The 25,407-nt window shown below is 57.6% G+C and carries 24 protein-coding genes; 10 read left to right on the forward strand and 14 right to left on the reverse strand.

Annotation, left to right across the window (positions count from 1 at the left end; translation table 11 throughout):
• The first annotated feature begins 143 nt into the window (after nucleotides 1–143).
• The gene (locus tag ABNH10_RS13050) at nucleotides 144–2,054 is read left to right on the forward strand and encodes a choice-of-anchor I family protein (protein ID WP_349386348.1); all 1,911 of its coding nucleotides are present in this window, start codon (nucleotides 144–146) and stop codon (nucleotides 2,052–2,054) included.
• A gap of 94 nt (nucleotides 2,055–2,148) precedes the next feature.
• On the opposite strand, the gene ABNH10_RS13055 is transcribed toward ABNH10_RS13050, so the two are convergent.
• Nucleotides 2,149–2,460: a DUF1244 domain-containing protein gene (locus ABNH10_RS13055; protein WP_349386349.1), complete on the reverse strand. Its 312-nt coding sequence runs from the start codon at nucleotides 2,458–2,460 to the stop codon at nucleotides 2,149–2,151.
• A 110-nt stretch (nucleotides 2,461–2,570) separates the two neighbouring features.
• The gene (locus ABNH10_RS13060) at nucleotides 2,571–4,154 is read right to left on the reverse strand and encodes an ABC-F family ATPase (RefSeq protein ID WP_349386350.1); all 1,584 of its coding nucleotides are present in this window, start codon (nucleotides 4,152–4,154) and stop codon (nucleotides 2,571–2,573) included.
• A gap of 198 nt (nucleotides 4,155–4,352) precedes the next feature.
• Between ABNH10_RS13060 and ABNH10_RS13065 the strand changes: the two genes are divergently transcribed.
• From ABNH10_RS13065 to hemH, 3 genes are all read left to right on the forward strand, one after another.
• Nucleotides 4,353–5,150, forward strand: coding sequence for a hypothetical protein (locus ABNH10_RS13065; protein WP_349386351.1), 798 nt, complete (start codon nucleotides 4,353–4,355; stop codon nucleotides 5,148–5,150).
• 83 nt (nucleotides 5,151–5,233) lie between these two features.
• Entirely contained in the window at nucleotides 5,234–5,638 is a 405-nt protein-coding gene (locus ABNH10_RS13070; RefSeq protein WP_349386352.1) for an acyl-CoA thioesterase, read from the forward strand.
• A gap of 86 nt (nucleotides 5,639–5,724) precedes the next feature.
• Nucleotides 5,725–6,747, forward strand: a complete 1,023-nt coding sequence (hemH, locus tag ABNH10_RS13075) for a ferrochelatase (protein WP_349386353.1) — start codon at nucleotides 5,725–5,727, stop codon at nucleotides 6,745–6,747.
• 495 nt (nucleotides 6,748–7,242) lie between these two features.
• Here the strand turns inward: hemH and ABNH10_RS13080 are convergent, their stop codons facing one another.
• Nucleotides 7,243–7,731: an FKBP-type peptidyl-prolyl cis-trans isomerase gene (locus tag ABNH10_RS13080; protein ID WP_349386354.1), complete on the reverse strand. Its 489-nt coding sequence runs from the start codon at nucleotides 7,729–7,731 to the stop codon at nucleotides 7,243–7,245.
• A 203-nt stretch (nucleotides 7,732–7,934) separates the two neighbouring features.
• Here ABNH10_RS13080 and moaA point away from each other — a divergent pair, with 203 nt between their 5' ends.
• Both moaA and can read left to right on the forward strand, forming a co-directional pair.
• Complete coding sequence (moaA, locus tag ABNH10_RS13085) at nucleotides 7,935–8,948, forward strand: GTP 3',8-cyclase MoaA (protein WP_349386355.1); 1,014 nt, start codon at nucleotides 7,935–7,937, stop codon at nucleotides 8,946–8,948.
• Between the two features lie 56 nt (nucleotides 8,949–9,004).
• On the forward strand, nucleotides 9,005–9,649 hold the full coding sequence (can, locus tag ABNH10_RS13090; RefSeq protein WP_349386356.1) for a carbonate dehydratase: 645 nt from the start codon (nucleotides 9,005–9,007) through the stop codon (nucleotides 9,647–9,649).
• A 191-nt stretch (nucleotides 9,650–9,840) separates the two neighbouring features.
• On the opposite strand, the gene ABNH10_RS13095 is transcribed toward can, so the two are convergent.
• From ABNH10_RS13095 to ABNH10_RS13130, 8 genes are all read right to left on the reverse strand, one after another.
• A complete protein-coding gene (locus ABNH10_RS13095) occupies nucleotides 9,841–10,575 on the reverse strand; it encodes a copper resistance protein B (RefSeq protein ID WP_349386357.1) in 735 nt (244 codons plus the stop codon).
• Nucleotides 10,572–12,479 carry a copper resistance system multicopper oxidase gene (locus ABNH10_RS13100; RefSeq protein ID WP_349386358.1) on the reverse strand — a complete coding sequence of 636 codons (1,908 nt, stop codon included), beginning with the start codon at nucleotides 12,477–12,479 and terminating at the stop codon, nucleotides 10,572–10,574. Before ABNH10_RS13100 ends, ABNH10_RS13095 begins: the two co-directional genes overlap by 4 nt.
• Before the next feature lie 35 nt (nucleotides 12,480–12,514).
• Nucleotides 12,515–12,910 (reverse strand): hypothetical protein, encoded by a 396-nt coding sequence (locus tag ABNH10_RS13105; protein ID WP_349386359.1) that lies wholly within the window; start codon nucleotides 12,908–12,910, stop codon nucleotides 12,515–12,517.
• Nucleotides 12,907–13,569 carry a LysE family translocator gene (locus ABNH10_RS13110; RefSeq protein ID WP_349386360.1) on the reverse strand — a complete coding sequence of 221 codons (663 nt, stop codon included), beginning with the start codon at nucleotides 13,567–13,569 and terminating at the stop codon, nucleotides 12,907–12,909. Before ABNH10_RS13110 ends, ABNH10_RS13105 begins: the two co-directional genes overlap by 4 nt.
• 149 nt (nucleotides 13,570–13,718) lie before the next feature.
• Nucleotides 13,719–14,210 (reverse strand): DUF411 domain-containing protein, encoded by a 492-nt coding sequence (locus ABNH10_RS13115; protein ID WP_349386361.1) that lies wholly within the window; start codon nucleotides 14,208–14,210, stop codon nucleotides 13,719–13,721.
• Nucleotides 14,211–14,255: 45 nt separating this feature from the next.
• Nucleotides 14,256–14,615, reverse strand: coding sequence for a cupredoxin domain-containing protein (locus ABNH10_RS13120; protein ID WP_349386362.1), 360 nt, complete (start codon nucleotides 14,613–14,615; stop codon nucleotides 14,256–14,258).
• A complete protein-coding gene (locus ABNH10_RS13125; RefSeq protein WP_349386363.1) occupies nucleotides 14,612–15,265 on the reverse strand; it encodes a class I SAM-dependent methyltransferase in 654 nt (217 codons plus the stop codon). The genes ABNH10_RS13120 and ABNH10_RS13125 overlap by 4 nt, the downstream gene beginning before the upstream one ends.
• Nucleotides 15,262–17,772 (reverse strand): heavy metal translocating P-type ATPase, encoded by a 2,511-nt coding sequence (locus ABNH10_RS13130; protein ID WP_349386364.1) that lies wholly within the window; start codon nucleotides 17,770–17,772, stop codon nucleotides 15,262–15,264. Before ABNH10_RS13130 ends, ABNH10_RS13125 begins: the two co-directional genes overlap by 4 nt.
• Nucleotides 17,773–17,999: 227 nt before the next feature.
• Between ABNH10_RS13130 and ABNH10_RS13135 the strand changes: the two genes are divergently transcribed.
• A complete protein-coding gene (locus ABNH10_RS13135; RefSeq protein ID WP_349386365.1) occupies nucleotides 18,000–18,599 on the forward strand; it encodes an outer membrane beta-barrel protein in 600 nt (199 codons plus the stop codon).
• Nucleotides 18,600–18,738: 139 nt separating this feature from the next.
• Here ABNH10_RS13135 and ABNH10_RS13140 read toward each other — a convergent pair whose 3' ends face one another.
• Together ABNH10_RS13140 and ABNH10_RS13145 are read right to left on the reverse strand one after the other, a co-directional pair.
• Nucleotides 18,739–19,692: an imelysin family protein gene (locus ABNH10_RS13140; protein ID WP_349386366.1), complete on the reverse strand. Its 954-nt coding sequence runs from the start codon at nucleotides 19,690–19,692 to the stop codon at nucleotides 18,739–18,741.
• Between the two features lie 12 nt (nucleotides 19,693–19,704).
• Complete coding sequence (locus tag ABNH10_RS13145) at nucleotides 19,705–20,358, reverse strand: histidinol-phosphatase (protein WP_349386367.1); 654 nt, start codon at nucleotides 20,356–20,358, stop codon at nucleotides 19,705–19,707.
• A gap of 192 nt (nucleotides 20,359–20,550) precedes the next feature.
• On the opposite strand from ABNH10_RS13145, the gene ABNH10_RS13150 reads away from it, so the two are divergent.
• Nucleotides 20,551–21,093 (forward strand): RNA pyrophosphohydrolase, encoded by a 543-nt coding sequence (locus ABNH10_RS13150; protein ID WP_349386368.1) that lies wholly within the window; start codon nucleotides 20,551–20,553, stop codon nucleotides 21,091–21,093.
• Nucleotides 21,086–23,359, forward strand: coding sequence for a phosphoenolpyruvate--protein phosphotransferase (ptsP, locus tag ABNH10_RS13155; protein ID WP_349386369.1), 2,274 nt, complete (start codon nucleotides 21,086–21,088; stop codon nucleotides 23,357–23,359). Before ABNH10_RS13150 ends, ptsP begins: the two co-directional genes overlap by 8 nt.
• A 303-nt stretch (nucleotides 23,360–23,662) precedes the next feature.
• Here the strand turns inward: ptsP and ABNH10_RS13160 are convergent, their stop codons facing one another.
• Nucleotides 23,663–24,436: an NRDE family protein gene (locus ABNH10_RS13160; RefSeq protein ID WP_349386370.1), complete on the reverse strand. Its 774-nt coding sequence runs from the start codon at nucleotides 24,434–24,436 to the stop codon at nucleotides 23,663–23,665.
• A gap of 167 nt (nucleotides 24,437–24,603) precedes the next feature.
• On the opposite strand from ABNH10_RS13160, the gene ABNH10_RS13165 reads away from it, so the two are divergent.
• Nucleotides 24,604–25,407, forward strand: coding sequence for a sulfite exporter TauE/SafE family protein (locus ABNH10_RS13165; protein ID WP_349386371.1), 804 nt, complete (start codon nucleotides 24,604–24,606; stop codon nucleotides 25,405–25,407).

Raw genomic sequence — 25,407 nt, forward strand, 5'->3', positions numbered from 1 at the left:
CCATTTGTGGAACGGTGTGCTGTCCGTGGCCGGCCGCTAGCTGTCATTAAGTCGTCATTTCATTGTCGTGCTGGCTTCATTCCTGCCCGGTAAAACCCTGTGAGCAATCCGTTTGGGGAGCATGCAAATAACAGGGGTAACCAATGAAGCATATTTACCTGGGGGCTGGAGCCATTCTGGCGGTCACACTGACTGCCTGTGGTGGCGACAGCAATGAGCCGAATGCCGTCGTCGATGAAGCGGTGCGCACACCGAATAGCATCAAGCTGTCTTACCTCAGTCGTTACTCCGCGGGCAGTTTTGATACCTCTGCTGCGGAAATTCCAGCCTACGATGCGGCCAGCCAGCGGCTTTTCGTCGTCAATGCACAGGCCGGTGAGCTGGACGTGCTGGACCTGAGCGACCCGGAAAATCCGGTCAAGATCGATGCGATCAGTGCTGCAGGCATTGCGCCGGGCGCGGAAGTGAACAGCGTCGCTGCCAGCCATGGTCTGGTGGCTGTCGCTATTGAGGCGGAACCGAAAACCGCGAATGGTTTTGTAGCGTTGTATCAGGCCAGTGATTTGACCTTGCTGGGCAGCCAGCAGGTTGGCGCCCAGCCAGACATGGTGGCGTTTACCCCGGATGGAACCCGCGTGCTCACCGCCAACGAGGGCGAGCCCAGTGATGATTATCAGACCGACCCGGACGGGTCCATCAGCATTGTGGACTTCAGTGATCCGTCCAACCCGGTGGTTAGCACTGCAGACTTCACGGCGTATAACGGCCAGGAAGAGGATCTGCGTAACCAGGGGGTTCGCATTTATGGTCCGGGGGCATCCGCCGCGCAGGATCTGGAGCCGGAGTACATTGCGGTTTCCGCTGATGGCAACTCGGCCTGGGTGTCCCTGCAGGAAAATAATGCGCTGGCGAAAGTGGATATCGCCACAGCGACGATAACCGACATCGTTTCTCTGGGAGAAATTGATCGCAGCGTAGAAGGCAACGGAATTGATGCCAGCGATGAGGATAATGTTATCAATATCAGGACTTTTTCTGGTGTAGTAGGGCTGTACCTGCCGGACTCGATTCATGGCTATACCGTGAACGGCAAGACCTACCTGGTGACTGCCAACGAAGGGGATGCCCGGGCCTGGGGCGAAGACAATGACGACTACTGGGGCGCAGAAGCGGATGCAAAGGTGGTGCCGCCGGTCGCTTGTGAGCCGGATGCTAGCCAGGGCTTTGTTGAAGAATTCCGCGTGAAGCATCTGGTGCATAACAGCGGGTTTGCCCGTCGTTGTGGCGATGATTTGCCGCCGCAGCTGAGCGTGTTGGCAGAGGGAGCCCTGTTGGACCCTGCGGTCTTCGGCTATTGCGGTGCCACAGCGGGCGATTCCGGCGATTGCCGTGAAGACGATGTGCTGGGGCGCCTGAACATCACCTGGACGATGGGTTACAAGACTGACGTCGATGGCCAACCGCTGAAATTCATGGCCAACGGTTCGCAGCCTGAAGGAGACGAGGTGGGTACGCATATCATGTACGACACGCTCTACAGCTATGGTGGTCGTTCGTTCTCCATTCGCGATGACAGTGGTGATCTGGTGTTTGATAGCGGCGATGCCATTGAGCAGTTTCTGGCCAGTGATACCTGCAAGCTGGGCTCCGACCGATCAATCGATTGTGCCGACTACTTCAACAGCGGCCACGATGAAGGCAATGCCATAGACAGCCGCAGTGATGCCAAGGGGCCTGAGCCGGAAGGGCTGACCATCGGTCAGCTTGGCGACAAGCATTTCTTGTTCCTGGGGCTGGAGCGCATGGGGGGCGTGCTGGTGTATGACATTACGGATCCGACGGCGCCGGTCTATCAGGATTATTTGAACAGCCGTGAAACCTGGGATGTGAAGCCGGAAGCGGGCAACCTGGATGGGTATGGGGACCTGGGTCCGGAAGGGTTGGTGTTTATTCCGGCTGCGGATTCTGCCAACGGCAAGGCGCTGCTGGTGGTGGGGAACGAAGTCAGTGGCTCCACCGCCATCTATGAAGTGCAAAGTGTCTTCAACGAATAAACCACGGCAATAAAATACAAGCCCTGTGTGTTGTCAGGCGGCCTGCGGGCCGCCTTTTCCATGGGGTCGGGGAGAATTTTTTTGCTAAAGCAGGTTAGCGTTTACGGGCGGCTTGCTTGGCCTCAAAGGCCGCCAATTGTGCCTCGCTGGCGGGTTTCTGGTAGTGCGTTTTCCATTCAGCGAAGGGCATGCCGTAGACGTACTCCCGCGCGCCGTCATAATCCAGTTCCACGCCTTGCTCCGTCGCCGCTTCCATTAGCCACTTAGCCAAACAATTACGGCAGAAATCTGCCAGGATCATCAGGTCGATATTTTGCACGTCTTTATGTTCATCCAGATGCCGCAGCAGGTGGCGAAACGCGGCGGCTTCCATTTCGGTTTTGGTGGCTTGATCGATATCGGCCATCGGATTCTCCTTGTTCTGACATCCCTGTCTGGTGAGGCCCTTATAGAAGGGGACATAAAACGGCGGAAACTCCTTGCTGGCATTTCCGCCTTACTGGTCTTTACGTGCCTTCAGACCGCAATGCTCTTCAGGTAATCATCGTAACTGCCGGTGAAATCACGCATGCCGTCCGGGGTGATTTCCAGAATGCGAGTGGCCAGGGAGCTGACGAATTCCCGGTCATGGCTGACAAAGAACAGTGTGCCAGGGTAGTTTTCCAGCGCCAGGTTGAGCGCTTCGATGGATTCCATATCCAAATGGTTGGTGGGCTCGTCCAGTAACAATACATTGGGCTGAGTCAGCGTCAGCTTGCCGAACAGCATGCGGCCTTGTTCCCCCCCGGAAATCACCTTCACGGATTTCATTACTTCGTCGTTGGAAAACAGCATGCGGCCAAGCGCTGCACGGACGGCCTGCTCGCCATCGCTGGTCCACTGGGCCATCCAGTCGAACAGGATCATGTCCTGTTCAAAGTCATGGCTGTGGTCCTGGGCGAAGTAGCCCAGGTCTGCGGCTTCCGCCCATTTTACGGTGCCGGTATCTGCGGTCAGGTCGCCGGCCAGGCAGCGCAGCAGGGTGGTCTTACCGATGCCGTTAGGGCCGATAATGGCTACCCGTTCGCCGGCTTCCACTTGCAGGCTCAGGTCCTGGAACAGGGTCAGGTCATCGTAATGCTTGCCGAGCCCTTCTAGGGTTACCGCTTGGCGGTGTAGTTTTTTGCTTTGTTCAAAACGAATGTAGGGGCTAATGCGGCTGGAGGGTTTTACCTCTTCCAGCTGGATCTTGTCGATTTGCTTGGCCCGGCTGGTGGCCTGTTTAGCCTTGGAGGCATTAGCCGAGAAGCGACTAACAAAGCTTTGCAGGTCAGCAATTTCTTTTTTCTTCTTGGCGTTATCTGCATACAGCCGATCACGGGCGGCGGTGGCGGCGGTCATATACTCATCGTAGTTACCGGGGAACAAGCGGAGTTCACCGTAATCGAGATCCGCCATGTGGGTGCATACACTGTTCAGGAAGTGGCGATCGTGGGAGATAATAATCATGGTGCTAGAACGGGCCACCAAGATATCTTCCAGCCAGCGAATAGTATGGATGTCCAAGTGGTTAGTGGGCTCATCAAGCAGCAATACGTCCGGGTCGGAGAACAGCGCTTGGGCGAGCAGCACGCGCAGTTTCCAGCCGGGGGCCACTGCGGTCATCGGGCCGGCGTGTTGCTCCTCGGGAATGCCAAGGCCCAACAGCAGATCCCCGGCCCGGGCTTCGGCGGTGTAACCGTCCATTTCTGCGAACTGCATCTCCAGCTCCGCCACGCGCATGCCGTCTTCTTCGCTCATTTCCGGCAGGCTGTAGATACGGTCGCGTTCGGCTTTTACCGTGGCCAGTTCGCTATGCCCCATGATCACGGTGTCCAGAACCGTGTATTCTTCGAAGGCGAACTGGTCCTGGCGCAATTTACCAAGGCGATCATTGGAATCCAGCATGACCTGACCATTGCTGGGCTGCAGTTCGCCACCGAGAATCTTCATGAAGGTGGATTTGCCGCAGCCGTTGGCGCCGATTAGGCCGTAACGGTTGCCGTTGCCGAATTTGACGGAGACGTTTTCAAACAGTGGCTTGGCGCCGAACTGCATAGTGATGTTCGCGGTAGAAATCAAAGGACTATCCTGTAACGAGAGAGCGGCCGGGGCACGCCATCGCCGGCTGCGAAGTACTCTCAGCAACCGGCGGGGAGAAAGAGGCGGCATTGTACCGGCTTGCCAGGCAAAACACAGTCCCGCCGGGCGGTATGGGCGGGGTTGAAGCGTTAAGCAAAAGGCGCGTATTAAGCAGACAAATCAGGAAAGCGAGGGGCAATGAGAATAAAATCTACCCTAATCGGACTCGCCACGGGGTTACTGGGGCTTTTGGCTGTTGGTGGCTGTAGCAATGATGGCAAGCAAGCGTATCTGCAGCAGCAGGTACGGCAGACCTTGCAGGATAACAACCTGAGCGTTTGGCGGGTGGATGCTCTGACCGTGACGGGTCGCGATGAAGAGGGGCACAAGGACCATTCTGTTACCCATTACCTGTTTGATGTGGCTCTGGTGCTGCAGGAGGATCTGCAGCGGGTGCGTTATGCGGATGCAGATACTCGGGAACTGGTGGTGACGGCGGGGGCTCGTGCCGGGGAGCGGGCAGTGTTGCCCGGTATGGCGAAAATTGAAGGCGAACAGACCGGGCTGCTCGATAAGGGCGATGTGACCCAGGCGCGGATCAGCCTGCCGCTTACGGATCTTCCTGCTGGCCTGCCGGCCACCCTGTTGCGGCAGCGCTTCGCCGACTGGCAGCAAATAACCGTGGGTAGCGATGCTTACCAGTCCTTGCTCAATCGGCTGCGACGCTTGCTGCTGGATGAGCAGCGAGCCTTAACCGATGCCTCTGACCAGTTGCGCCGTGCGCGCCAGCAGCTCTCGGTTCAGGATGAGGAGTTGCGGAAACTGGAAGGCAGTGGGCAGCAATCCAGCGAAATGGGGGAGCCCATGGAGCGGGCCAGCGAGGGTATCGAGGCCTTAATGGCGCGGGTGGATCAGTTGCAGGTCGAGCAGTACTCCCGGGAGGAGGCCGTAGAGAAACTGCGAGCGGACCTGGATCATCTGCAAGAGGCTCCCTAACCCCCGGCTCGTGATCATCAAGGGTTCGATTTCTGGGAGGCTATGGGTATCATGGCGCCTTCTTTCCTGTATTGGATTCAGCCATGTTTGAACAAACCATTACTCCCCGCTTTTACGAAACCGATGCTTTTGGCCATGTGAATAATACCGTGGTCTCCGCTTGGTTTGAAACCGGCCGTGCGCCGTTGTTTCAGCTTTTCGGTGAGGCGGAAAACCCGGCATCAATGCCGTTGATTCTCGCTCGAGTGGAGATCGACTTTGTTGCTCAGATTTACTATGGCAGCGACGTGATCCTGCGTGCAGCCATTGAGCGCATTGGCAACAGCTCCTTTGTGGTGATTCAGCAGGCATGGCAGAACGGGGCCTTGGTGGCCAGAGGGCGGTCCGTTCTGGTGTATTTTGACCACAAGACGCAGGCCTCGGCGCCGGTGCCCGATGCTCTCCGGGACGCTTTGGCCCAGCACGAAGGCGAGCTACCAGAAAACTAATCGTAGCAATAGATAGGGCATCATGGCGCTTTGAAGTGCTGGCGCTACACTAACGGCTAAACATGCATTGCTGAGCGAGAATCAGGATGGCCTACAAGGGACAGGAAAACCTAGAGCACCTCAACCCCCGCAAGATTGGTGTGCTCATTACTAACCTGGGAACCCCGGATGCGCCGGAAACCGGTGCCCTGCGCCGTTATCTGCGGGAGTTTCTTTCTGATCCCCGGGTGGTGGAGATTCCCCGCTTTATCTGGTTTTTCATCCTTAACCTGGTGATTCTGGTTATCCGCCCTCGCAAGTCTGCTGAGGCCTACAAGAGCGTGTGGACGCAAGAGGGCTCGCCGTTGTTGGTGTACAGCCTTGCCCAAGGGGAAGGCATTCGCCAACGCTTGCAGAGCAAATATGGCGATGATGTGGGGGTGCGCGTGGCCATGCGTTACGGCAATCCGTCCATTGCCAGCCAGTTGCAGGCGTTTGAGAACGAGGGCATTCGCAAGCTGATCGTGTTGCCGTTGTATCCGCAATATTCCGGCTCCACCAATGGCTCTACCTTTGATGCCGTGGCCCAGGATTTCATGGCGCGGCGTTTGCTGCCCGACCTGCGTTTTATCAGCCACTACCCGGATTATCCTCCCTATATTCAGGCCATGGCCGACCATATCCGCGCCTACCGGGAAAAGAACGGCAGTGCGGACAAGTTGATATTTAGTTTTCACGGCGTGCCGAAGCGGTTTTTGCTCAAGGGCGATCCATATTTCCATGAGTGCCACCAAACATCACAGTTATTGGCCGAGGCGCTTGGGCTGAGTGACGGCCAGTGGATGATCACGTTCCAGTCCCGCTTTGGCGCAGAAGAGTGGCTGCAGCCCTATACCGACGTCACCATGAAATCGCTCCCCGGTGAAGGCGTGAAATCCGTACAGGTATTCTGCCCGGGCTTTTCAGCGGACTGCCTGGAAACCGTGGAAGAAATTGACGAAGAAAATCGGGGCTATTTTGAGCAAGCCGGGGGGGAATCCTTCGCTTATATCTCGGCCATGAATGCTGAGCCGGTGCATCTGGATGCTCTTGCTCGGCTGATTGAGGACAACCTGCAGGGTTGGCGGTAAGAAAAAGCTGACTTGCTGCCCAGCAGCCCGCTAACGCTATGAACCATAATGGTGGCAGCGTTCCCCCTTCGTCCGCGGTGAGCTTATGGGGAGGGGGGTGAAATCCGGTTCTTAGCAAAATTAAGAGGTTTATCGCGGATCTGCTAGAAGAACACCTGTGGTGGCCGGTTGACCGAAGGGGGGTTGATAATGCCCACTTGCTGGCGGGCAAACAAGACGTTAAACCGGAGTGGCCAGGAAGGCTGGGGCGATGAACTGGCTGCTACTTGTCGGTGAGACACGGGCAATGGGTTAAGGCTTTTGGCCTTTCATGGCACGGAGTGTAGCGGTAGCCGAGCCGGATGCGTTATGCAGAGACCCTGCCGAGTTTTCGTCAGGCAGCAAGGCGTCAGGCAATGGGCTCCCCGTGCAGGCACGCTTAATGTCGTTTTCTCAAATCCGCGATGAAGCAAAAAAGGCCCCCGAAGGAGCCTCTTTTTTTCGAGCCGTCAGCGATCAGTGATCGTGACCTTCCGGGCCGTGTACGTGGCCGTGCTCTTTTTCTTCGTCGGACGCTTCGCGTACGTCGGTTACTTCCACGGCGAAGTTCAGCGTTTCACCTGCCAGTGGGTGGTTACCATCGACGGTCACTTCATCGCCTTCAACGGCGGTGATGGTGAAAACGCGATCGCCAGCTTCGGTTTGCGCCTGGAACTGCATGCCTGGCTGCAGGTTATCTTCGTTGCCTTCAAAGGCGGTCTTCGGCACCTGCTGAATCAGCTGCTCGTGACGCTCGCCGTAGCCTTCTTCCGGAGTAACGGTGACATCCAGCTTGTCGCCAGAGGCCTTGCCTACCAAGGCGTTTTCCAGGCCCGGAATGATGTTGCCGGCGCCGTGCAGGTACGCCAAGGGCTCGCCACGCTCAATGGAAGAATCGATGGTTTCACCGGCGTTGTTGGTCAGGGTGTAGTGGATGGACACTACGGCATTTTCAGAAATTTGCATGGAAACCCTTTAGGGGTAGATGAATTCGGAATAAGGAACGTGTCGGTCATGACGCTTGCGTGGTCTGACCGCGTTCTGTATTCAGGTCGGCGGACATTCTAACAAGACCGGCAAGGGCCTGACCAACTGGAGCTAGCCTGGCCCGACGGGCGTTAAGAGGAGTCGCTTGCCCAGGTTGGCCCCGCATTTGCTACAGTAGCGGCATGAATGCTGATGTTTCCACCGACAATCCAGTCCTGCAGGACCGCTTCGGGCGCACCATTGATTATGTGCGGCTGTCGGTGACGGACCGCTGCGATTTTCGCTGTGTGTACTGTATGGCGGAGGATATGACCTTCGTGCCCCGCGCTCAGGTGCTGACTCTGGAGGAGATGAGACGGCTGGCCCGGGTGCTAGTGCGGTTGGGGGTCAAGCGTATTCGGTTAACTGGGGGCGAGCCGTTAGTGCGCCGTGATGTGGCGCAGTTGGTGCGCGATATTGGTGCCATCGAGGGCCTGCGTGAACTGAATATGACCACCAATGGGGCTGGGCTGACTCGGCACGCGTTGGCCCTGAAGGCTGCCGGGCTCAATCGGCTGAATATCAGTCTGGATTCGCTGGATCCGGAACGATTCAAGGCGCTTACCCGTACCGGGAATTTGGCTCAAGTGCTGGCAGGAATCGATGCGGCCAGGGCCGCCGGTTTTGAACGCATCAAACTTAACAGCGTGATCATGCGCGGGCGTAATCACGACGAGGTGCCGGCGCTGGTAGATTTCGCTCTAGCGCGGGGCTTGGATATTTCCTTTATTGAGGAGATGCCTCTCGGGCAGATCACCGAACACGACCGGGAGCTGGCCTTTGTGTCCTCGGCGGAGCTGCGTGAACAGCTGTCTGCACGGCTTGAATTGGTGCCGCTGGCAGAAAAAACGGGAGGGCCGTCACGCTACTGGCAAGCGCCCGGGAGTAACAGTCGCATCGGCTTTATTTCACCCCACTCACAAAACTTTTGCCATTTGTGTAATCGAGTGCGGATTACGGCCGAGGGGCGTATGCTTTTGTGCCTAGGCCATGAGCACAGTGTGGATTTACGCGCGGTGCTGCGCGCCTATCCGGATGACGATACCCCTCTTCGCGAAGCCATTGTGGATGCCATGGCCATCAAGCCCGAGCGCCACGACTTCAACCTGGAGCCGGGTGAGCAGCTGGTACGGTTTATGAATATGACAGGGGGCTAGCGGGCCGATAGGTTGCGGGCTGCCTGTAGAGTGAATGCGCAAACAAGCGAGAAACGATGAAATCCCTACCTGATTTGTTTTCCAACAACGAAAAATGGCGCCACGAAATCGAAGAGCGCCACCCCGGGTTTTTCAAAGCCCTGGGGGAGCAACAGAACCCTGAATATTTGTGGATTGGTTGTGCGGACTCCCGGGTGCCTGCCAATGAAGTAGTGGGCATGATGCCCGGTGAGCTATTCGTTCATCGCAATGTGGCTAACCTGGTTAACCATACGGATTTGAATCTGCTATCGGTGTTGCAGTTCGCCGTGGATGTTTTAAAGGTGAAACATATCATGGTGGTGGGCCATTATGGATGTGGTGGGGTGAAGGCCTCCATGGAAGATGAGCCCCATGGCTTGATCGACAATTGGCTGCGCCAAGTGCGTGAACTGTACCTGCGTAATCGCAAGAACCTGGCCGGGCTCGATGACCAGGCATGCTTGGACAAGATGTGTGAATTGAACGTCGCTCGGCAGGTAATCAATGTGTCGAATACCACGGTGGTGCAGGAAGCTTGGCGCCGTGATCAGGCGTTGACCATTCACGGCTGGATTTACGGTATCGGTGACGGCCATCTGCGGGATCTGGATATTCAGATTCAGGACAACAGCGAGCTGCGCACTCTGGAAACTGACGAATACGACAGCTGTTCAGGCTGAGGCTACAAACGGCTCGATGGGAAAACTGGAAAGTTTCCCCGTCTGTTTTTTACCGAGCACCTGTCGCCGTTCCCTTCCAGAGGGAGGATGTTGCGGTTGCCCGAAACGTTAGAGGGGCAAATTCCAGGATCGAAATTTGCCCCTTCGGTCGCTTACTCTGCGAGGCTCGCTTGCCGGTAAGCTTGTCGATATCAGAACCAGATGCGCAGCCCGGCGACGATGATGCCCTGCTCGGCTTTCTCGCCATTGGCCTGCGCTATGTCGGCGGTGTCGCCGTATAACTTTTCCCAATGCACACCGATATACGGTGCGATTTCTCGGCGAATTTCGTAGCGTAACCGCAGGCCTGCTTCGATATCCGTCAGGCCGTTACCGATACCCCGTTTGTCGTCGTCCTTGCCGTAGAGGTTGGTCTCTAGGTTGGGAGCCAGGACCAGCTTCTGGGTAAGCATCAGCTCGTATTCCGCTTCTATGCGCAGGTTGGTTAGGCCGTCTTCGCCTACAAACAGGTTGGCATCGACCTCGAACCAATACGGCGCAATGCCTTGTACTCCTACGCTGACCCAGTCGCGACTGGGGTCGTTCGGTTGCCAGTCCCGGCGTACCCCCAATTGCCCGTCCCAGAAGGGGGCGAAGGCGTGGTTCCAGGCCAGGCGGGTCTCTGCGCTTTCGGTGCTGGGGTCTTCGTCATCGTGCTCAGGCGCCATCAATCGCTCTCCTTCTGTGGAGAAGAATAGCTTGTTGATGTCGCCGCCATGCCAGGCGCTGGCTTCCCAGGCCATCACGGTGCCGTCGTCGCTATCGCGGGCTTCCAGCTGGTCGACGATTACGCGGGTGAAGCGTGGTTCCTTTTTATTCATAGCCGTGGCCGGTGAGGCGGTGGCAAGGATGACGATACTGGCAAGAAAAGTGAGCGATTTTTTCATGGTTGCTTCACTCCGTTCGTGCGGTGGGCCCCATGCATTGCGTGGTCGCCGTTGGGCGCTGGCGGGTGGGCGTTTTCAACCACACGAACCTCGCGGAACATGCCGGCCTCCATGTGGTAGAGAAGGTGGCAATGATAGGCCCAACGCCCGAGCGCATCAGCGCGTACCAGGTAGCTGAGTTTTTCGCCCGGTTTGACGGTAATGGTGTGCTTGCGCAGCAGTTTGCCTTCCCCCAGTTCCAGGTCACTCCATAGTCCGTGTAGGTGGATGGGGTGGGTCATCATGGTGTCGTTCACCAGGGTGATGCGCACCCGCTCGTGGTGGAACAGCGTCAAGGGCACGGAGTCGGCAAATTTAATGCCGTTAAAGCTCCACATGTAACGGTCCATGTTACCGGTCAGGTGCAATACAATTTCCCGGTCCGGATGAAGACTGTCGATAGGGGTGCTATTGGGCGTGTCGCTGAGGGTTTCCAGATCTGCATAGGTGAGTACCTTCCAGTCCCGGTTGCGCAAGCCAATACCTGGATCGTGGAGCATCGCCCCCGGTGCCATGGCGCGCATGTCGACACCGGGGCCGAATTCGCTGGCTGCATGTTCGATGGCGCTGTTGCGTGGCGGTAAATCCGGGTTGTTGTCGTTAACGGCAAAGGGCACGGCCTTGGTATCGCTGTGGCCCATGCTGTCCATCTTCATCTCGGCGTGGGTCATATCGCCATGGCGCATATCACCGTGGGGTCTTCCCTGTGCATTCATTGACTGCGAGCCCATGGCGCCCATGCCCATTTCGGTATGGCCTAACAGTGGCGGTGCATCCATGTTCGGGACGGGGGCAGTCATGGCGGGGTCCGGGGTCAAAGTGCCGCGGCTGAAGCCACTCCGGTCGATGCTCTGTGCGAATAGGGTGTACGCCCGGTCTGCTCGGGGCGCCACGATTACGTCTAAGGTTTCCGCCACCCCCAGTCTTACTTCATGGAAGTCCACCGGTTTTACCGGTTGGCCGTCCATGGCCACCACGGTCATGTCCAGGCCCGGGATGCGAATATCAAAGAAGGTCATGGCACTGGCGTTGATAAAGCGCAGGCGGATACGTTCGCCGGGCTTGAACTGGCAGGTCCAGTTGTCGGTAGGGCTTTGGCCATTCATCAGGTAGGTGTAGGTATAACCGGTCACATCCGCCAGGTCGCTTTGGCTCATGCGCATGCTGTTCCACATGTGGCGGTCTTTGAGTGTCTCGATAACGCCTTTTGTGCGAAAGTCGCGCAAGGTATCGAACACGGTGCGTTCATTGAAATTGTAGTAGTGGCTGAGTTTTTTCAGCGTGGCGTACACATGGTGGGGATCTTCATCGCTCCAATCGGAGAGTAGAATCACTTCGTCTCGTTCAACCGTGTGCAGATCCGGTTCGCGGGGCTCAATAATGATGGAACCATAGATTCCCGTTTGCTCCTGAAAGCCGGAATGGCTGTGATACCAGTAGGTGCCACTTTGCTTCACGGGAAAGCAATAGGTGAAGGTTTCACCGGGGGCGATACCGTCGAATGATAATCCTGGTACGCCGTCCATTTCGAAGGGAAGTAGCACGCCATGCCAGTGAATGGAGCTGGTTTCCGGTAACAGGTTAGTCACTTTGAGCGTGACGGTGTCGCCTTCTTTCCAGCGCAGGGTAGGGCCGGGGATGCCGCCATTGATGGTGGTGGCCGGGCGAGTCTTGCCGGTGATGTTGACATCGGCGCCGCCAAGCGTGAGGTGGAAGGTGTTGCCGGTGAGGACCGGTGCGCCGGTGTGGCTCTGGCTGGCCAGTAGCTGACGCGCGTTAAGACCTGCGCCGAGGCCGGCGGCACCCAGTGCCAGGCCCTGCACGAAACGGCGCCGTGGCAGAGAAATCTGCGATGGTGTTTTCATTTCCATAATCCTGTTCGTTTGAGAAAGAGGTCAGCTCAAATGAACAAGGAGGGCGGGCGTAACGGCAACCGGTGGATGCCCGCATGAATCGCACTGATCAGTGTTGCTGTGGCCGGGGTTGCAGAGAGAAAGGTGTCGCCATGAAACGGCGCATCGCTGGCGGCGGTGATTTGGCAGAGGGTAATGCACTGGCAGCTATCGCCGCCTGCGCAGTCCTGCATCGGCGCCATGGGGTGTTCGCTTTCCTGGGGTTCGGCGCCCTGGTGGCAAGGTGTTATGGCGGTAGACGACATGGCGCTGTCCGTGCCCAGCGGCAGGGCCATGGTGTTGGCGGACAAGTTGGCGGACAACAAGGTGCTCACGGCCATCAGAATGATGGCGAGCAAAGAGGCAATGGCTGCCCGGCGTTGTTGTTGGCGCACACTGGTCATGCCGGCATTATTAACCTTGGTGCCACCCCAAGGTCAAGCAGGCTGTTGACGACCACACTGGCGGCAATGATCACCAGCAGTATTGCGGTGGCGCGTTCCACCCAGTGGTGATGCGCTCGTAACCAGGGCAAGAAACGGCTGCGTCCCAGCAGGATAGCCACCAGCACATACCAGCCACCATCGATGAAGATGGAAGTAAGTACCATCTGTGCGCGGGCCAGTTGGCCCATGTCGGCTTGCAGAAACTGGCTGAACAGCGCGAGAAAAAACAACGCGACTTTGGGGTTGAGGAACGCCACAAGAAAACCATCGCGGGCGGCGCCATGATGGGCCTTAACGTTGTTATCTAAGGGAGTGGTATTAAGGGAAGAGCGTCCCGCTTGCCAGCTTTTCCATGCCATCCACAGCAGAAACAGCGCGCCGGTGAGGCTGAGCAGTAGCTCTAGTTTGGGGTAACGGTGAAACAGCACGGCTAAGCCGGTGACGGTGGCGGTGGCCCAGAAACCCACGCCAATGGCGTGGGCAATGGCTGCAGTGACCCCCGCTTTATGGCCGCCAAGCAGGGTGTGGCGAGTGATCACGGCAAGGCTAATGCCCGGGGTTATGGCGCCAAGGGCGCAAACGCTAGCCAGCAGCAGCCAGTCGTGCAAAGAGAGCATGGAGAATCTCGTTAGGGGAAAGCGGGCACTGTAACGGGTTGCTATGACAGGTTGAAGGATTACAGGCTGCAAGCAAAAAGGCACGCGAGGCGTTGGCTAGTGAGGGTGTTGCCGTGCCCGTATTGTCGCTTGCAGCTTGGCGGTTTTGTTCAATTCCCCGAGTGGTGGCTGAATACCTGGGTGCCGTTTTCATCGAACAGCAGCACATCATAGGCGTCTTTGTGGTCGCCCATTTCCATGCCGGGTGAGCCTACGGGCATACCGGGCACGGTGAGGCCTTTGCCTTCGGGGCGTTCTTTCAGCAAGCGATCCACGTCGCTGGCGGACACATGGCCTTCAATGGCGTAGCCATCGACAAAAGCAGTATGGCAGGAGCCGGTGCCTGGCAGGATGCCCGCTTTTTCTTTGATGGATTGCAGGTTTTGCTGCTCGTGGACATTCACCGTGTAACCGTTCGCTTCCATGTGTTCTACCCAGGCACCGCAGCAGCCACAGGTGGGGGACTTATACACTTCCAGCGTTTTGGCGGCATTGGCTGCGGTGGCGGGCGTTTCTCCCTGTGCCACGTCGGGCTTGGGTGGGGTGTTATCGCCGCAGGCGGCCAGCAATAGAGCGGTGAAGAGTGTGAGCAAGCGTTTCATCATCGTTTCCTTCGTTGTTAATGACCCCCCCAGTTGGGGGCGCGATTATTCGACGATCAGTCTGCCCTGATACATCTGCATTTGGCAGGTGAAGCGGTGCTCCCCGGCGGGCACGTTATCCAGCGTCAGGGTGGTGGTTTTTCCGGTTTCCAGAAATGCACTGGTATCGAGCCCCTGAAAGATCACCTGTTCGGCACAGGGGGAGGGGTCGCGACGATCGAAATGCAGTGTCAGAGACTGCCCGCTTTTAGCGCGAATGGAGGCCGGGGTGTAGACCCCGTCTTCGACAATAATGGTGGCTTCTTGTGTGGTGGCTTGCGCGGTGCTTTTACGGTGCGATAGCCAGAACCACCAGACTACCAGTGCCATCAAAATCAGGCCGACAAGATTGACGAGAAGACTCATGGTGTCGCCTCCTGGGGTTTGCGAGCGGTGAGTATCACCGATTGTTTGTGCATGGTATCGCCGAGCACATCAACGCTGTCTTCGGCGAAGGTGTGCAGCGGGGTGTTGGTGAAGTGGGTTTGCTCTAGGGCCTGTTGTAACTCGGGGCCGTGATAGGTGTAAAAACCGTGTTTGAACACCGCCAGGCTGGCCATGCTGTTGTGATCGCGAAAGCCCAGCACCAGAGTGCCGCCGGGGCGTAATAACAAATTCAGCACTTGCAGAGCAGGGAGCAGTGGTTGCCAGAAATAGACTACATTTATGGCAACGATGCGGTCCGTGCTGGCGGGCGCGAGTGGTGCTTGAGTCAGTTCGCCGTGGATAAAGGCAGCGCGAGTTTCGCCTAGGTAACGTTCGCGGGCACGCAAGACCATATCCCGAGAGGCATCTAACCCGGTGTAGTGCAGGTTGTTAGCCTGCGCTAATAAGCGAGGGAGATGGCCTGCGCTTCCCGGCCCGACTTCCAGAATCCGGTCGCCGTTAGCAGGGGCCAACGCCTGGTAGGCAGCGAGAATCACAGGGCGGTTTCGCTCGTCCATATTGTCTGCGACTTTGTTGCCATCTTCGCCGTTGGGGTGGCGCAGTTGTGCGGCAAGTTGCTGCGGAGTCATGCGCTTGTTTCCTGATTGTGTTTGGGTTTGAAAAACCGCAATCGGTTGGCGTTGGTGACGACGGTAACCGAGCTGAGCGACATCGCGGCCCCGGCGATCACAGGGCTGAGCAGATTGCCCGTGAGAGGATAGAGGATACCGGCGGCCACTGGCACGCCCAGGCTGTTATACACAAAGGCACCAAACAGGTTTTGTTTAATGTTGCGGACTGTGGCAGAAGAAATCGCCATGGCATCGGGAACGCCGTGCAGAGAGCCACCCATCAAGGTGATGGCCGCGGATTCGATGGCCACGTCGGTGCCGGTGCCAATAGCAAAGCCCACATCGGCCTGGGCGAGAGCGGGGGCGTCGTTGATGCCATCACCCACCATGGCCACGGTGCGGCCTTCATTCTGCAGTGCCTGGATTTTTTTCGCCTTGTCTTCCGGTAGCACTTCAGCCATCACTTCATCCACCCCGGCTTGCTCGGCAATGGCGTTGGCGCTGGCGGCAATGTCGCCGGTAATCATGATGACCTCTAATCCCTGATCTTTCAGGCGGGCGATGGCGGCTTTGGAATCGTCCTTGATACGATCCGCGACGCCGATGATGCCGAGCAGGGTGTTCGCTTCAGACAAAAACAGCGGCGTGGCGCCCTTGTCGGTGAGAGACGTGCTATCGAGTTTGATGCTTACCCCTTCGCTTTCTAGCCAGCGGCGGTTTCCTAGTCGATAGGTTTTGCCATTGATGGTGGCGGTAACACCCTTGCCGTTTAAAGCCTGGAATTCACTGGCGCTATCCAGTGATAGCTCTCGCTGCTTACTCTCGTTGAGAATCGCCGTGGCCAGCGGGTGCTCCGACCCGCTTTCCACGCTGGCGGCAAGCGTTAGCACGGTGTCTTCTTGCTGGCCCTCATTGCAGACGATATCAGTGACGGCAGGTTTGCCTTCGGTGATGGTGCCGGTTTTGTCGAGGACAACGGTGTCCAGCTGGCTGCTAGTTTGTAGCGCTTCGCCCTGGCGAATCAGAATGCCGTATTCGGCGGCCTTGCCGACGCCCACCATCACCGACATGGGCGTGGCTAGGCCCAGTGCGCAGGGGCAGGCGATAATCAATACAGTGGTGGCGCTGATCAGCATATGGGTTAGCCGCGGTTCCGGGCCCACGTTGAACCACACCAGTGCCGCCGCGATGGCGATCAGCATAATGGTCGGGACAAAAATGGCCGACACCTGATCGGCAAGTCGCCCGATGGGGGGCTTGCTGCCTTGGGCTTTTTTTACCAGTGCGACGATGTGTGAAAGGGCGGTGTCTTTGCCGACGGCGGTGGCGGTATAAAGTAGCGTGCCGGCTTCGTTCAGCGTGCCGGCGCTGACCTTATCGCCTGGAGCTTTATTCACCGGCATGGGTTCACCGGTGAGCATGGATTCATCAATGCGGCTTTCGCCTTCTTCCACGGTGCCGTCCACGGCAATTTTTTCGCCAGGGCGAACGCGCAATTGATCACCGGCCTGAACCTGCTCCACCGGGATATCCTGTTCCTCGCCATCGCGGATGACCCGTGCGGTTTTGGCGCCCAGATCCAGCAACCGTTTTACCGCGGCGCTGGTCTTGCCGCGAGCGCGAACCTCCAGTGCCTGGCCAAGATTGATCAGGCCGATAATCATGGCGCTGGCCTCAAAATACACATGGCGGGCGGCTTCCGGCAGGGCGCTGGGCAGTAATACCACCACCATGGAATACAGCCAGGCGGCCCCGGTGCCCAGAGCGATCAGGGTGTCCATGTTGGCGTTATGGTTGCGAAAGGCTTTCCAGGCACCAACGAAAAAGTGCCGGCCGGCGGTGGCCAGCACCGCGAGGGTGGCAATGCCGATACCCAGCCATACCCATTGGCTGGTTTCACCGGGGCGAACCATCATGTCGCCACCGAGCAGGCCCCAGGCCATTAATGGCACGCCCAGCCCAAGCCCTAGCCCCATGTGCCGCAGTAACTGGTGGTAGTGTGCCCGCTCTTTGGCTTCCTGTTCTCCGTTATCCTCTTCGCGGGTTTCACTGGCACCATAACCCGCGTCTTCTACCGCTTTAATGAGGGAGGCGGTGCTGGCAGAGCCGCTCACCTGAGCGGTGCGGTCGGCAAAATTCATGTCAGCGCTGTCGACCCCGGGTGTGTCACGCAGGGCGATTTCGATGGTGCGCACGCAGGACGCGCAAGTAGCGCCGCTGATGTTCAGCTGTATCGATTGCGTGGCTTGGGAGGCCGATTCATTCGTGGTGCTGCCATCGTTGCCGTGATTATCGTGTTGGTGATCAGAACCATCCTGGTGAGCGCCGTAGCCTGCTTGCACCAGCGCCTCTTGAAGTGCGCTGCGCTTGGCGGTGCCGGTGACAGATACCTGTTGGGATTCCAGATCCACGGTCACACGTTCCACGCCGGCAAGCGGTTCCAGCGCAGCGGTGATAGTGCGGCTGCATCCTTTGCAGGTCGCGCCGCGGATGGGCAGAGTTTGGGTGCGCGCTTGCGTCGACATGGAGGCTCCTGTGAAACGGTGTGATACCAGAGTGTTGTGTCAGGTTGTTATTGTGATACCTGTGGGTAACCCCAAGGTCAACCGCATGCTATAAATTGCTGGTGACATTGAAAATTTTTATAAAACTGTCATAAAGAGGGAACCATAACCACGCAGGCCACTCAATAAGAGCACATAGTGTGCCCCATCTTGGATGCTGAACTTTTCGATATCAGTGAGGACGATTTATGTATAAAAAAACATTGCTTGTGTCAGCTATTGCTCTGGCTGTTTCTGCCCCGGTCATGGCGGCGCAACAAACGACCGCCGTCCGTGATAACGGTTTCTCCTATAGCTACGGGCAATTGGCCTATGACCGCTGGGATCTGGATAACGATGTGGACGTGGATGCGCTGAGCGCTGAAGGTTCTTTTGCGTTGGATGAGCATCTGTTTCTGCGGGGCGCTTTAGGCTTCTTCGATGGTGATTACGGTCACAATGGCGATCTAGACGGCACCCGTCTGTCCGGTGGTGTCGGTTTCCATACACCGCTGCAGCGTGGTCTGGATTTCGTCGGTAGCGCCGATATTATTTACGATGACCGTGATTATGATCCGGGCCCCTCCGATGATGAAGTGGGTTTCGAGCTGCGCGGTGGTGTGCGTCATGCGACTACCGAGAAGTTGGAGCTGTCCGGTGGTCTGGCCTACCATGATCTCTATGATGATGACTTGGGCGTTTACGGCCAAGGCCTGTTCAAGGCGAGCCAAGCGGTGGATCTGGGTGCGCGCGTCATTGTTGGTGGCGATCGTGATACCTACGGCGTCTTCGGTCGCTATAACTTCTAGGCAGATTGTCTGGAAGGAAAAAGCCCCGCCGGGTGAGAATCCGGCGGGGCTTTTTTGTGTCTATCGTCTATCGCATCGGTTGTATTGGCGTTGGATGTCGGATTACGCCTTTCAGGCTAATTCGACCTACTTTCTACCTTCACCGGTCGGGGATTTGGCGGGTGATGCTCACTGTGGTGAGCCAGGCTTTAATCGGGGCCCAGCCTTCCTCCTCGCTTTGTTTGATCGAGCCGGCAATGCCGGGGTTGATCTGGTCCCAGCGGGCGATGACATCCGGGTCCATGGTCTGTACGCCGTCGAGCAGGGCGCTTTCATTGACGGAGGTGCTGAGTTCTGGAATCAGCAGCCCTTGTTCCTGCTCATTGGCCGAATCACTCAGTTGTTGCCAGTGAGCCAGGGCTCCCATCAGGCCGCATTGCAGGGCCAGCCCATTCAGCGGTCGGTTCAGTGACAGCAGCTGGTGATCGGCCACTAGCTGCTCGCCGGCGAGTTTCAGGTACTGCCGGCGGCGGGCCGCAGGGCCTTCTTCACCGGTGAATGCAGACAGCGCTTTGGGCGTGTCGGTGGTGCCGTTAAGGGTCACGGCCAGAGCGGCAAAGCCGAGGCTGGCTTCTCCCGGATCGGTGGCACCGTGTTGGCGGCGCAGGTTCTGGCGGGTTAGTTCCAGGTACGGGTCGCTGATCAGGCCGGATTCTGGCCACTCTGGCAGGGCATCCAAGTAGCCCGGGTACAGGGGCCAGCTGTCGAGCCGGGAGAGAATGGCCTGGCGGTTGACGCTGCCCTCTTGTTGGCAGGCGCGGCTGGCCAGCAGCAGATAGTCGCTGGCAAAGCGCTGATACCACTGTGACAGGGCTTCGCGCAGGGCGGTCAGATGTTGTGCGTCCGGGGTTTGTTCAAACCGGGTCAGCGCCTGTCGCCATGCGTCGGCGTCGGCACTGAAGCGTTCGTCTGCCTGCTGCTGCCACTGCGCGGCAGAAATTTCTGTCAGGGTGGCGATGCTGGTTGGCTTGGGGGATACGTCAGTACGGTTATCGGTGCTGCTGTCGCAGGCCAGTAACAGGCCAGCCAGTAATGTCATCAAGAAAAAACGCATAAGCAATCCAGATTAACGCAGGCTGATTATGGGCCAACCTTGTTCCCGGGCTTCGCGGTCCAGAGTGCTGTCCGGGTCCACGGCCACCGGATTATCGACCTTGCGCAGCAGTGGCAGGTCGTTGTGAGAGTCGCTGTAGAACCAGCTGTTTTCCAGCGTTTCATCGTTGGCTTTCAGCCATTCGCCCAGTCGCTCTACCTTGCCTTCGCGGTAACTGGGGGTGCCAGCCACTTCCCCGGTATAGCGCTCCCGGCGGCACTCTGCCACCGTGGCAATCAGGTGATCTACGCCAAGACGGTCTGCCAGCGGGGCGGTGACGAAGTCATTGGTGGCGGTAATGATCATCAGAGTGTGGCCCTGATCGCGGTGTTTCTGCAGCAGGGTTTCGGCCTTGGGCAACCACATGCTGTCCAGCTTTTCGGCCAGAAACTGTTCACGCCAGAAATGCAGTTGGGCCATATCATTATCGGCCAGCACTTTCAGGGAAAAGCGCAGATAGGCCATGATGTCCAGGCGGCCATGCTGGTAGTCAATGTAGAACTGGTCGTTAGTGTGCTTGTAGAGCTGCTGGTCAACGATGCCTTTCTCTACCAGCCAGTCTCCCCACAGGTGGTCGGAATCGCAGCCGATCAGAGTGTTGTCCAGGTCGAAAATCGCGAGTGTCATGGCCTCTCCTTACGTGAAGCAGCCATTTTATGCGAAGCCGGAGGCAAGTCATACCGGTGGATTCATCGCGCTCCAGGTTTGTTTTGGTGTGTTTGTTGCACGGTTGTGCATTGATCGCAGGTTGCCCGGCAAGGTTTAATGGACTGACAAGGAGCCAGAGTCCACGATTGCGCGTGGGCTTGAAGAGACAACATGACAGGCATTATTGATGACAAGGGATTCCGCTTAAATGTCGGGATCATTATCGCCGGCCAGGATGGCCGCGTGTTCTGGGGTCGACGGGTCGGAAACCGCGATGCCTGGCAATTTCCTCAAGGCGGCATGATGCCGGGGGAAACCCCGGAAGAAACGCTGTTTCGCGAACTGGAAGAGGAAGTGGGCCTGCTCCCCGAGCATGTGGATGTCGTCGCCAGCACCGAAGGCTGGCTGACTTACCGGTTGCCGCGCCGCTTTCTGCGCCGGGCCCGCAATCGCCCCCACTGCATTGGGCAACGGCAGAAATGGTTTTTGCTGCAGCTGACCGCGAAAGAGGAGGCCATTGACCTGTTTGCCAGCGATAGCCCGGAGTTCAAAGACTGGCGGTGGGTGAGCTACTGGTACCCGATCCGCAAGGTGGTGCACTTCAAACGCGGGGTGTACGCCCGCGCATTGCGGGAACTGGCGCCGGCCATGAAGAAAGGAAAGCGTTCCCTTAATAGCAATCAGGCTGTGCCTGGAGACTCGTCCGATGCTTGATACCCTTCGACGCATTGTTCAGGAAGTGAACAACGCGGCGGATATTCCCAGCGCGCTGGATTTGATGGCCAAGCGGGTACGCGATGCCATGGGCACAGAAGTGTGCTCAATCTACCTGCGTGATGAGGCAGAGCAGCGCTATGTGCTGATGGCCTCGGAAGGGTTGAAGCGCGAGGCGGTGGGCAAGGTGAGCTTGGGCTTATCGGAGGGCCTGGTGGGGCAGGTTGGGTTACGTGAAGAGCCAATCAACCTGGAAGACGCCTTTACCCATCCTAAATTCCATTATCTGGCGGAAACCGGGGAAGATGTGTTCCATGCTTTCTTGGGCGTGCCGGTGATGCACCAGGGCAAGGTGCTGGGGATCATGGTGGTCCAGCAGCGCGATGTGCGTCGTTTTGACCAGAGTGAAGAAGCTTTTTTGGTGACCATCTCCGCGCAGTTGTCGGCGGTGATTGCCCATGCCCACGCCTCGGGTGTGCTGTTCGACCAATTGGGTGGCAGCGCAGATCTCCCCAGTTTTTACGAGGGGCTGCCCGGTTGCCCCGGCGCGGCTATCGGTTACGGTGTACTGCTGTTCCCTGAGGCGGATTTGGCGTCAGTGCCGGACCGAGCAGTTGAGGATGTGAGCGAAGAAATCTCCCGTCTGGACGATGCCCTGGTGCGGGTGCGTCAGGAAATCCGTGATTTAGCCGAGCGGGCGTCCCGATCTCTGGGGACCGAAGAGCAGGCGCTGTTTGATGTGTACCTGCGAATGCTGGACCGTCATGCTCTGCCAGCGGAAGTTATTGCTGCCATTCGTGAAGGGCAGTGGGCCCAAGGTGCCTTACGTACAGTGGTCGATGCCCACGTGCGTAATTTCGAAATGATGGACGATCCGTACCTGCGTGAGCGGGCCGCGGATGTGCGTGATTTGGGGCGTCGGGTGCTGGCTCAGCTGCAGAGCCAGACGCGCCGCCATGTGATTTTTCCGGATGAGTGCATTCTGCTTGGCGAAGACATCTCCGCCCCCATGCTAATGGAAGTACCCCGTGAACGGGTGCGTGGCATTGTCACTACCCGAGGCTCGCGCAATTCGCATATGGCCATTGTGGCACGAGCCATGGGCATCCCCACTGTGGTGGGCGCGCAGAATTTGCCGCTGAAGCAAATGGATGACAAGGAAATCATTGTTGATGGTTTCCGTGGGCGGGTGGTGGCCAATGCCTCGCCGGAGCTCAAGCAGCAGTTCCAGGAAATTATCGCCGAGGAAGAGAGTCTCCAGGCTGGCCTGGAGAAGCTGCGCGACGAACCAGCGCAAACCTTGGACGGTACGCGCATCAAGTTGCAAGTGAATACAGGTTTGATGACGGATATTAACCGGTCATTGGAACGTGGCGCGGAAGGGGTGGGCCTGTACCGGACGGAAATTCCGTTTATGGTCCGTGACCGGTTTCCGTCCGAAGAAGAGCAACGGGTGATTTATCGCGAACAGCTGGCCGCATTTGCTCCGCATTCGGTGACCATGCGCACCCTGGATATCGGGGGCGATAAGTCACTGAGTTATTTCCCTATAGAAGATGAAAACCCGTTCTTAGGCTGGCGCGGAATCCGTGTCACCCTGGATCACCCGGAAATTTTCATGGTGCAGGTGCGCGCCATGATCAAGGCCAGTGAAGGTCTGAACAACCTGCGCATTATGTTACCGATGATCACCAGCGTGATTGAGGCGGAAGAAGCGCAGCACCTCATTCACCGTGCTTGGCTGGAGGTTCGCGACGAGGGGCTGGATGTCCCCATGCCGCCAGTGGGGGTGATGATCGAAGTGCCTGCCTCAGTGTACCAGGCTCGGGCGCTGGCCCAACGGGTGGATTTTTTATCTGTTGGCACCAATGACCTAACCCAATACCTGTTGGCGGTGGACCGCAACAACCGGCAGGTGGCATCACTCTATAACTCCTATCACCCGGCGGTCCTGCATGCGTTGATGCATGTGGTAGAACAGGCTCGGGAAGAACACACTCCCGTGTCGGTCTGTGGTGAGATGGCAGGGGAGCCTAGTGCAGCCCTGCTGTTAATGGCCATGGGGGTGGATGTACTGTCCATGAATGCCTCTAACCTGTTGAAGGTGAAAGCGGCCATCCGGCAAGTGAATATCAGTTTCGTCCGCCGCCTGCTCAATGAGGTGCTGGCAATGGATAACGGTGAAGTGATTGCTTCTTACGTGGGGCTTCAGCTGGATAAGGCTGGCTTGGGCGACCTGCTGCGAAACCGCAAGGTTTTGTCCTGACGGGAGCACAGAGCGTATCGTCGTTTTGATGAATACACTTAACCGGCAGAGAGGCAAGAAATACGCCTTCTTGTTGATCCTGGTGGCGGCGTTTTCGTTGTTGTCAGCGCTATTGTTGCACCGGTTGTTCAGACGCTCCCTGTCAGGCTGATTCGCACGCGTTGTTGATTGTTTCGAGCATAAGCAATCTCGGTCTCGCTTGAGGAGGTACCTTCAAAATCGAGCCCTCTATGGCCAGAAGAATATAGATTGCTGCGACCAGCCTTAAAGATTGACCATGCCGGGAGCGTGTCAAATAGCGTGTTATACGCGGGTAAAGCTCTGACTCGGATTACCGGCGACATTGCCGTCCGGTTGCCACACTTGTTCTAGCATTTGCGGTCCTTGTTTTCGGTCCAGGCTCACGGCGCTGCTGGCGCGGGTGCCGTAGGTTTCTGACTGGATAAAAATGGGGGCGATCAGCCTTTCAAAGTCGATGCCGACACCGGTGTCTGGCAGCTCGCTGTCATTGGGTTGATAACGGTCGTTAACCACCTGCAGGAGCTGTTGTAGATCCCCACCGGCAGTAACGGCGGCGGCCAGGTTCTGTTTGGCCCGCTCTACTTTGGGCCAGGGGTCGTCCAGCAGGCCGTTGCTGAGACCATGGATGCCGGGGCGGACCGCCCTTGGCGTTGCGCCCCGGTTGCCTAAATACCAGAGGCTATCCTGTTCAGGGTCCGCGTTGACTGTGCCCACCAGAAGATTGAAGGCACCGTAGTGATGCTGTTCCTTGGCGAGGTGATGGCTGAACTGTTCTGGTGTCTGTTCCCCTTTTAGAAAAGCAAAGGGTAATAGCCCGCGAGACCGTTCGCCGGGTTGGCGGTCGGTGATGGGTTCGCGATAGTTGGTGACCCCCGCAAAGCGGCCGTTACGGTGAATGCCCAGCCACGTGCCCCCGGCAGTGAGGTCTAGACCACAAAAAATACCGTCACGCCAGCGGGCAGGTTCTGCGGGTCGCGCGTGAAACTCATCCCGATTCGCCGCCACTCTAAGGGGCGTGGCAGAGCCTGGTTGCCAGTCAAGCAGTACAATGCACATTGATTTTTCCTTTCTTTGTCTCACTCATCTGCCGTTATCCACGCCGCTACAAAATCGCTCCAGCGCTGAGGCCCAGGAAGCTTTCAGTGTCCGTCATTGAGCCCCCTACGCAAAGCGTTTAGCCGTGCTAGCATACTCGCCTTACCCCGAGTTGTGTTGGAGTGGCTGTGCTGGAACTGTTTTTGATTTGTTTGGGCGTGGGTGTGGGGGCTGGCCTGTTGGCTGGAGCGCTAGGCTTGGGCGGTGGTGTGGTTATCGTGCCCGCGCTGATTTTTCTGTTCCGCGGCCTGGGTTTTCCTGATGAGTTGGTTGCCAAGATGGCGGTGGCCACATCCCTCAGTACCATCATCATTACCTCCATCAGTGCGGTACGCGCCCATCACAAGGCCGGGTTTGTGCGCTGGCCAGTAGCCGTGCGCTTGGGAGTGGGTATTGTATTAGGCGCCTTTGCCGGGGCGTTCATCGCCGATGCGATGAAAGGGGAGCTGTTGACCCGTTTGTTTGGCCTGTTTGCCATGTTGATTGCTGTGCAGATGTTGCTGGTGGGGCGCAAGGCGCTGAATGAAAGTTTGCCGCAACGGGTGCCTGGTACTCCAGGGTTGGCACTGGCGGGACTGTTCATCGGCACAGGGTCGTCGATTTTTGGTATCGGTGGCGGTTCGTTGACGGTGCCGTTCTTGAGTTGGTGCCGGTTGAAGATGCAGGAAGCGGTAGCAATTTCTTCCGCCTGCGGCCTGCCCATTGCCGTTGCGGGCACGCTGGGGTTTGCGGTGGCCGGCTGGAATGAGCAGCATCTGCCAGAGGGGGCCTTAGGCTATGTGTTTTTGCCCGCCTCAGTCGGTATAGTGCTCACCAGTTTCCCGTTTGCGCGCCTGAGTGCGCGGCTCAGCCATCGGCTGCCGTCCGCCACCTTGAAGAAGGTTTTCGCTCTGGTGCTTTTTGTGCTTGGCCTCAAACTGGCTTTTGGATAA

The organism is Alcanivorax sp. (assembly GCF_040119285.1).
Lineage (GTDB): Bacteria > Pseudomonadota > Gammaproteobacteria > Pseudomonadales > Alcanivoracaceae > Alcanivorax.

Bases quoted from the DNA above. Each gene is read 5' to 3' on its own strand.
- ABNH10_RS13050 (WP_349386348.1), top strand. From the start codon at position 144: ATGAAGCATATTTACCTGGGGGCTGGAGCCATTCTGGCGGTCACACTG.
- ABNH10_RS13055 (WP_349386349.1), bottom strand. From the start codon at position 2,460: ATGGCCGATATCGATCAAGCCACCAAAACCGAAATGGAAGCCGCCGCG.
- ABNH10_RS13065 (WP_349386351.1), top strand. From the start codon at position 4,353: ATGAGAATAAAATCTACCCTAATCGGACTCGCCACGGGGTTACTGGGG.
- ABNH10_RS13070 (WP_349386352.1), top strand. From the start codon at position 5,234: ATGTTTGAACAAACCATTACTCCCCGCTTTTACGAAACCGATGCTTTT.
- hemH (WP_349386353.1), top strand. From the start codon at position 5,725: ATGGCCTACAAGGGACAGGAAAACCTAGAGCACCTCAACCCCCGCAAG.
- ABNH10_RS13080 (WP_349386354.1), bottom strand. From the start codon at position 7,731: ATGCAAATTTCTGAAAATGCCGTAGTGTCCATCCACTACACCCTGACC.
- moaA (WP_349386355.1), top strand. From the start codon at position 7,935: ATGAATGCTGATGTTTCCACCGACAATCCAGTCCTGCAGGACCGCTTC.
- can (WP_349386356.1), top strand. From the start codon at position 9,005: ATGAAATCCCTACCTGATTTGTTTTCCAACAACGAAAAATGGCGCCAC.
- ABNH10_RS13095 (WP_349386357.1), bottom strand. From the start codon at position 10,575: ATGAAAAAATCGCTCACTTTTCTTGCCAGTATCGTCATCCTTGCCACC.
- ABNH10_RS13100 (WP_349386358.1), bottom strand. From the start codon at position 12,479: ATGAAAACACCATCGCAGATTTCTCTGCCACGGCGCCGTTTCGTGCAG.
- ABNH10_RS13105 (WP_349386359.1), bottom strand. From the start codon at position 12,910: ATGACCAGTGTGCGCCAACAACAACGCCGGGCAGCCATTGCCTCTTTG.
- ABNH10_RS13110 (WP_349386360.1), bottom strand. From the start codon at position 13,569: ATGCTCTCTTTGCACGACTGGCTGCTGCTGGCTAGCGTTTGCGCCCTT.
- ABNH10_RS13115 (WP_349386361.1), bottom strand. From the start codon at position 14,210: ATGAAACGCTTGCTCACACTCTTCACCGCTCTATTGCTGGCCGCCTGC.
- ABNH10_RS13120 (WP_349386362.1), bottom strand. From the start codon at position 14,615: ATGAGTCTTCTCGTCAATCTTGTCGGCCTGATTTTGATGGCACTGGTA.
- ABNH10_RS13125 (WP_349386363.1), bottom strand. From the start codon at position 15,265: ATGACTCCGCAGCAACTTGCCGCACAACTGCGCCACCCCAACGGCGAA.
- ABNH10_RS13130 (WP_349386364.1), bottom strand. From the start codon at position 17,772: ATGTCGACGCAAGCGCGCACCCAAACTCTGCCCATCCGCGGCGCGACC.
- ABNH10_RS13135 (WP_349386365.1), top strand. From the start codon at position 18,000: ATGTATAAAAAAACATTGCTTGTGTCAGCTATTGCTCTGGCTGTTTCT.
- ABNH10_RS13140 (WP_349386366.1), bottom strand. From the start codon at position 19,692: ATGCGTTTTTTCTTGATGACATTACTGGCTGGCCTGTTACTGGCCTGC.
- ABNH10_RS13145 (WP_349386367.1), bottom strand. From the start codon at position 20,358: ATGACACTCGCGATTTTCGACCTGGACAACACTCTGATCGGCTGCGAT.
- ABNH10_RS13150 (WP_349386368.1), top strand. From the start codon at position 20,551: ATGACAGGCATTATTGATGACAAGGGATTCCGCTTAAATGTCGGGATC.
- ptsP (WP_349386369.1), top strand. From the start codon at position 21,086: ATGCTTGATACCCTTCGACGCATTGTTCAGGAAGTGAACAACGCGGCG.
- ABNH10_RS13160 (WP_349386370.1), bottom strand. From the start codon at position 24,436: ATGTGCATTGTACTGCTTGACTGGCAACCAGGCTCTGCCACGCCCCTT.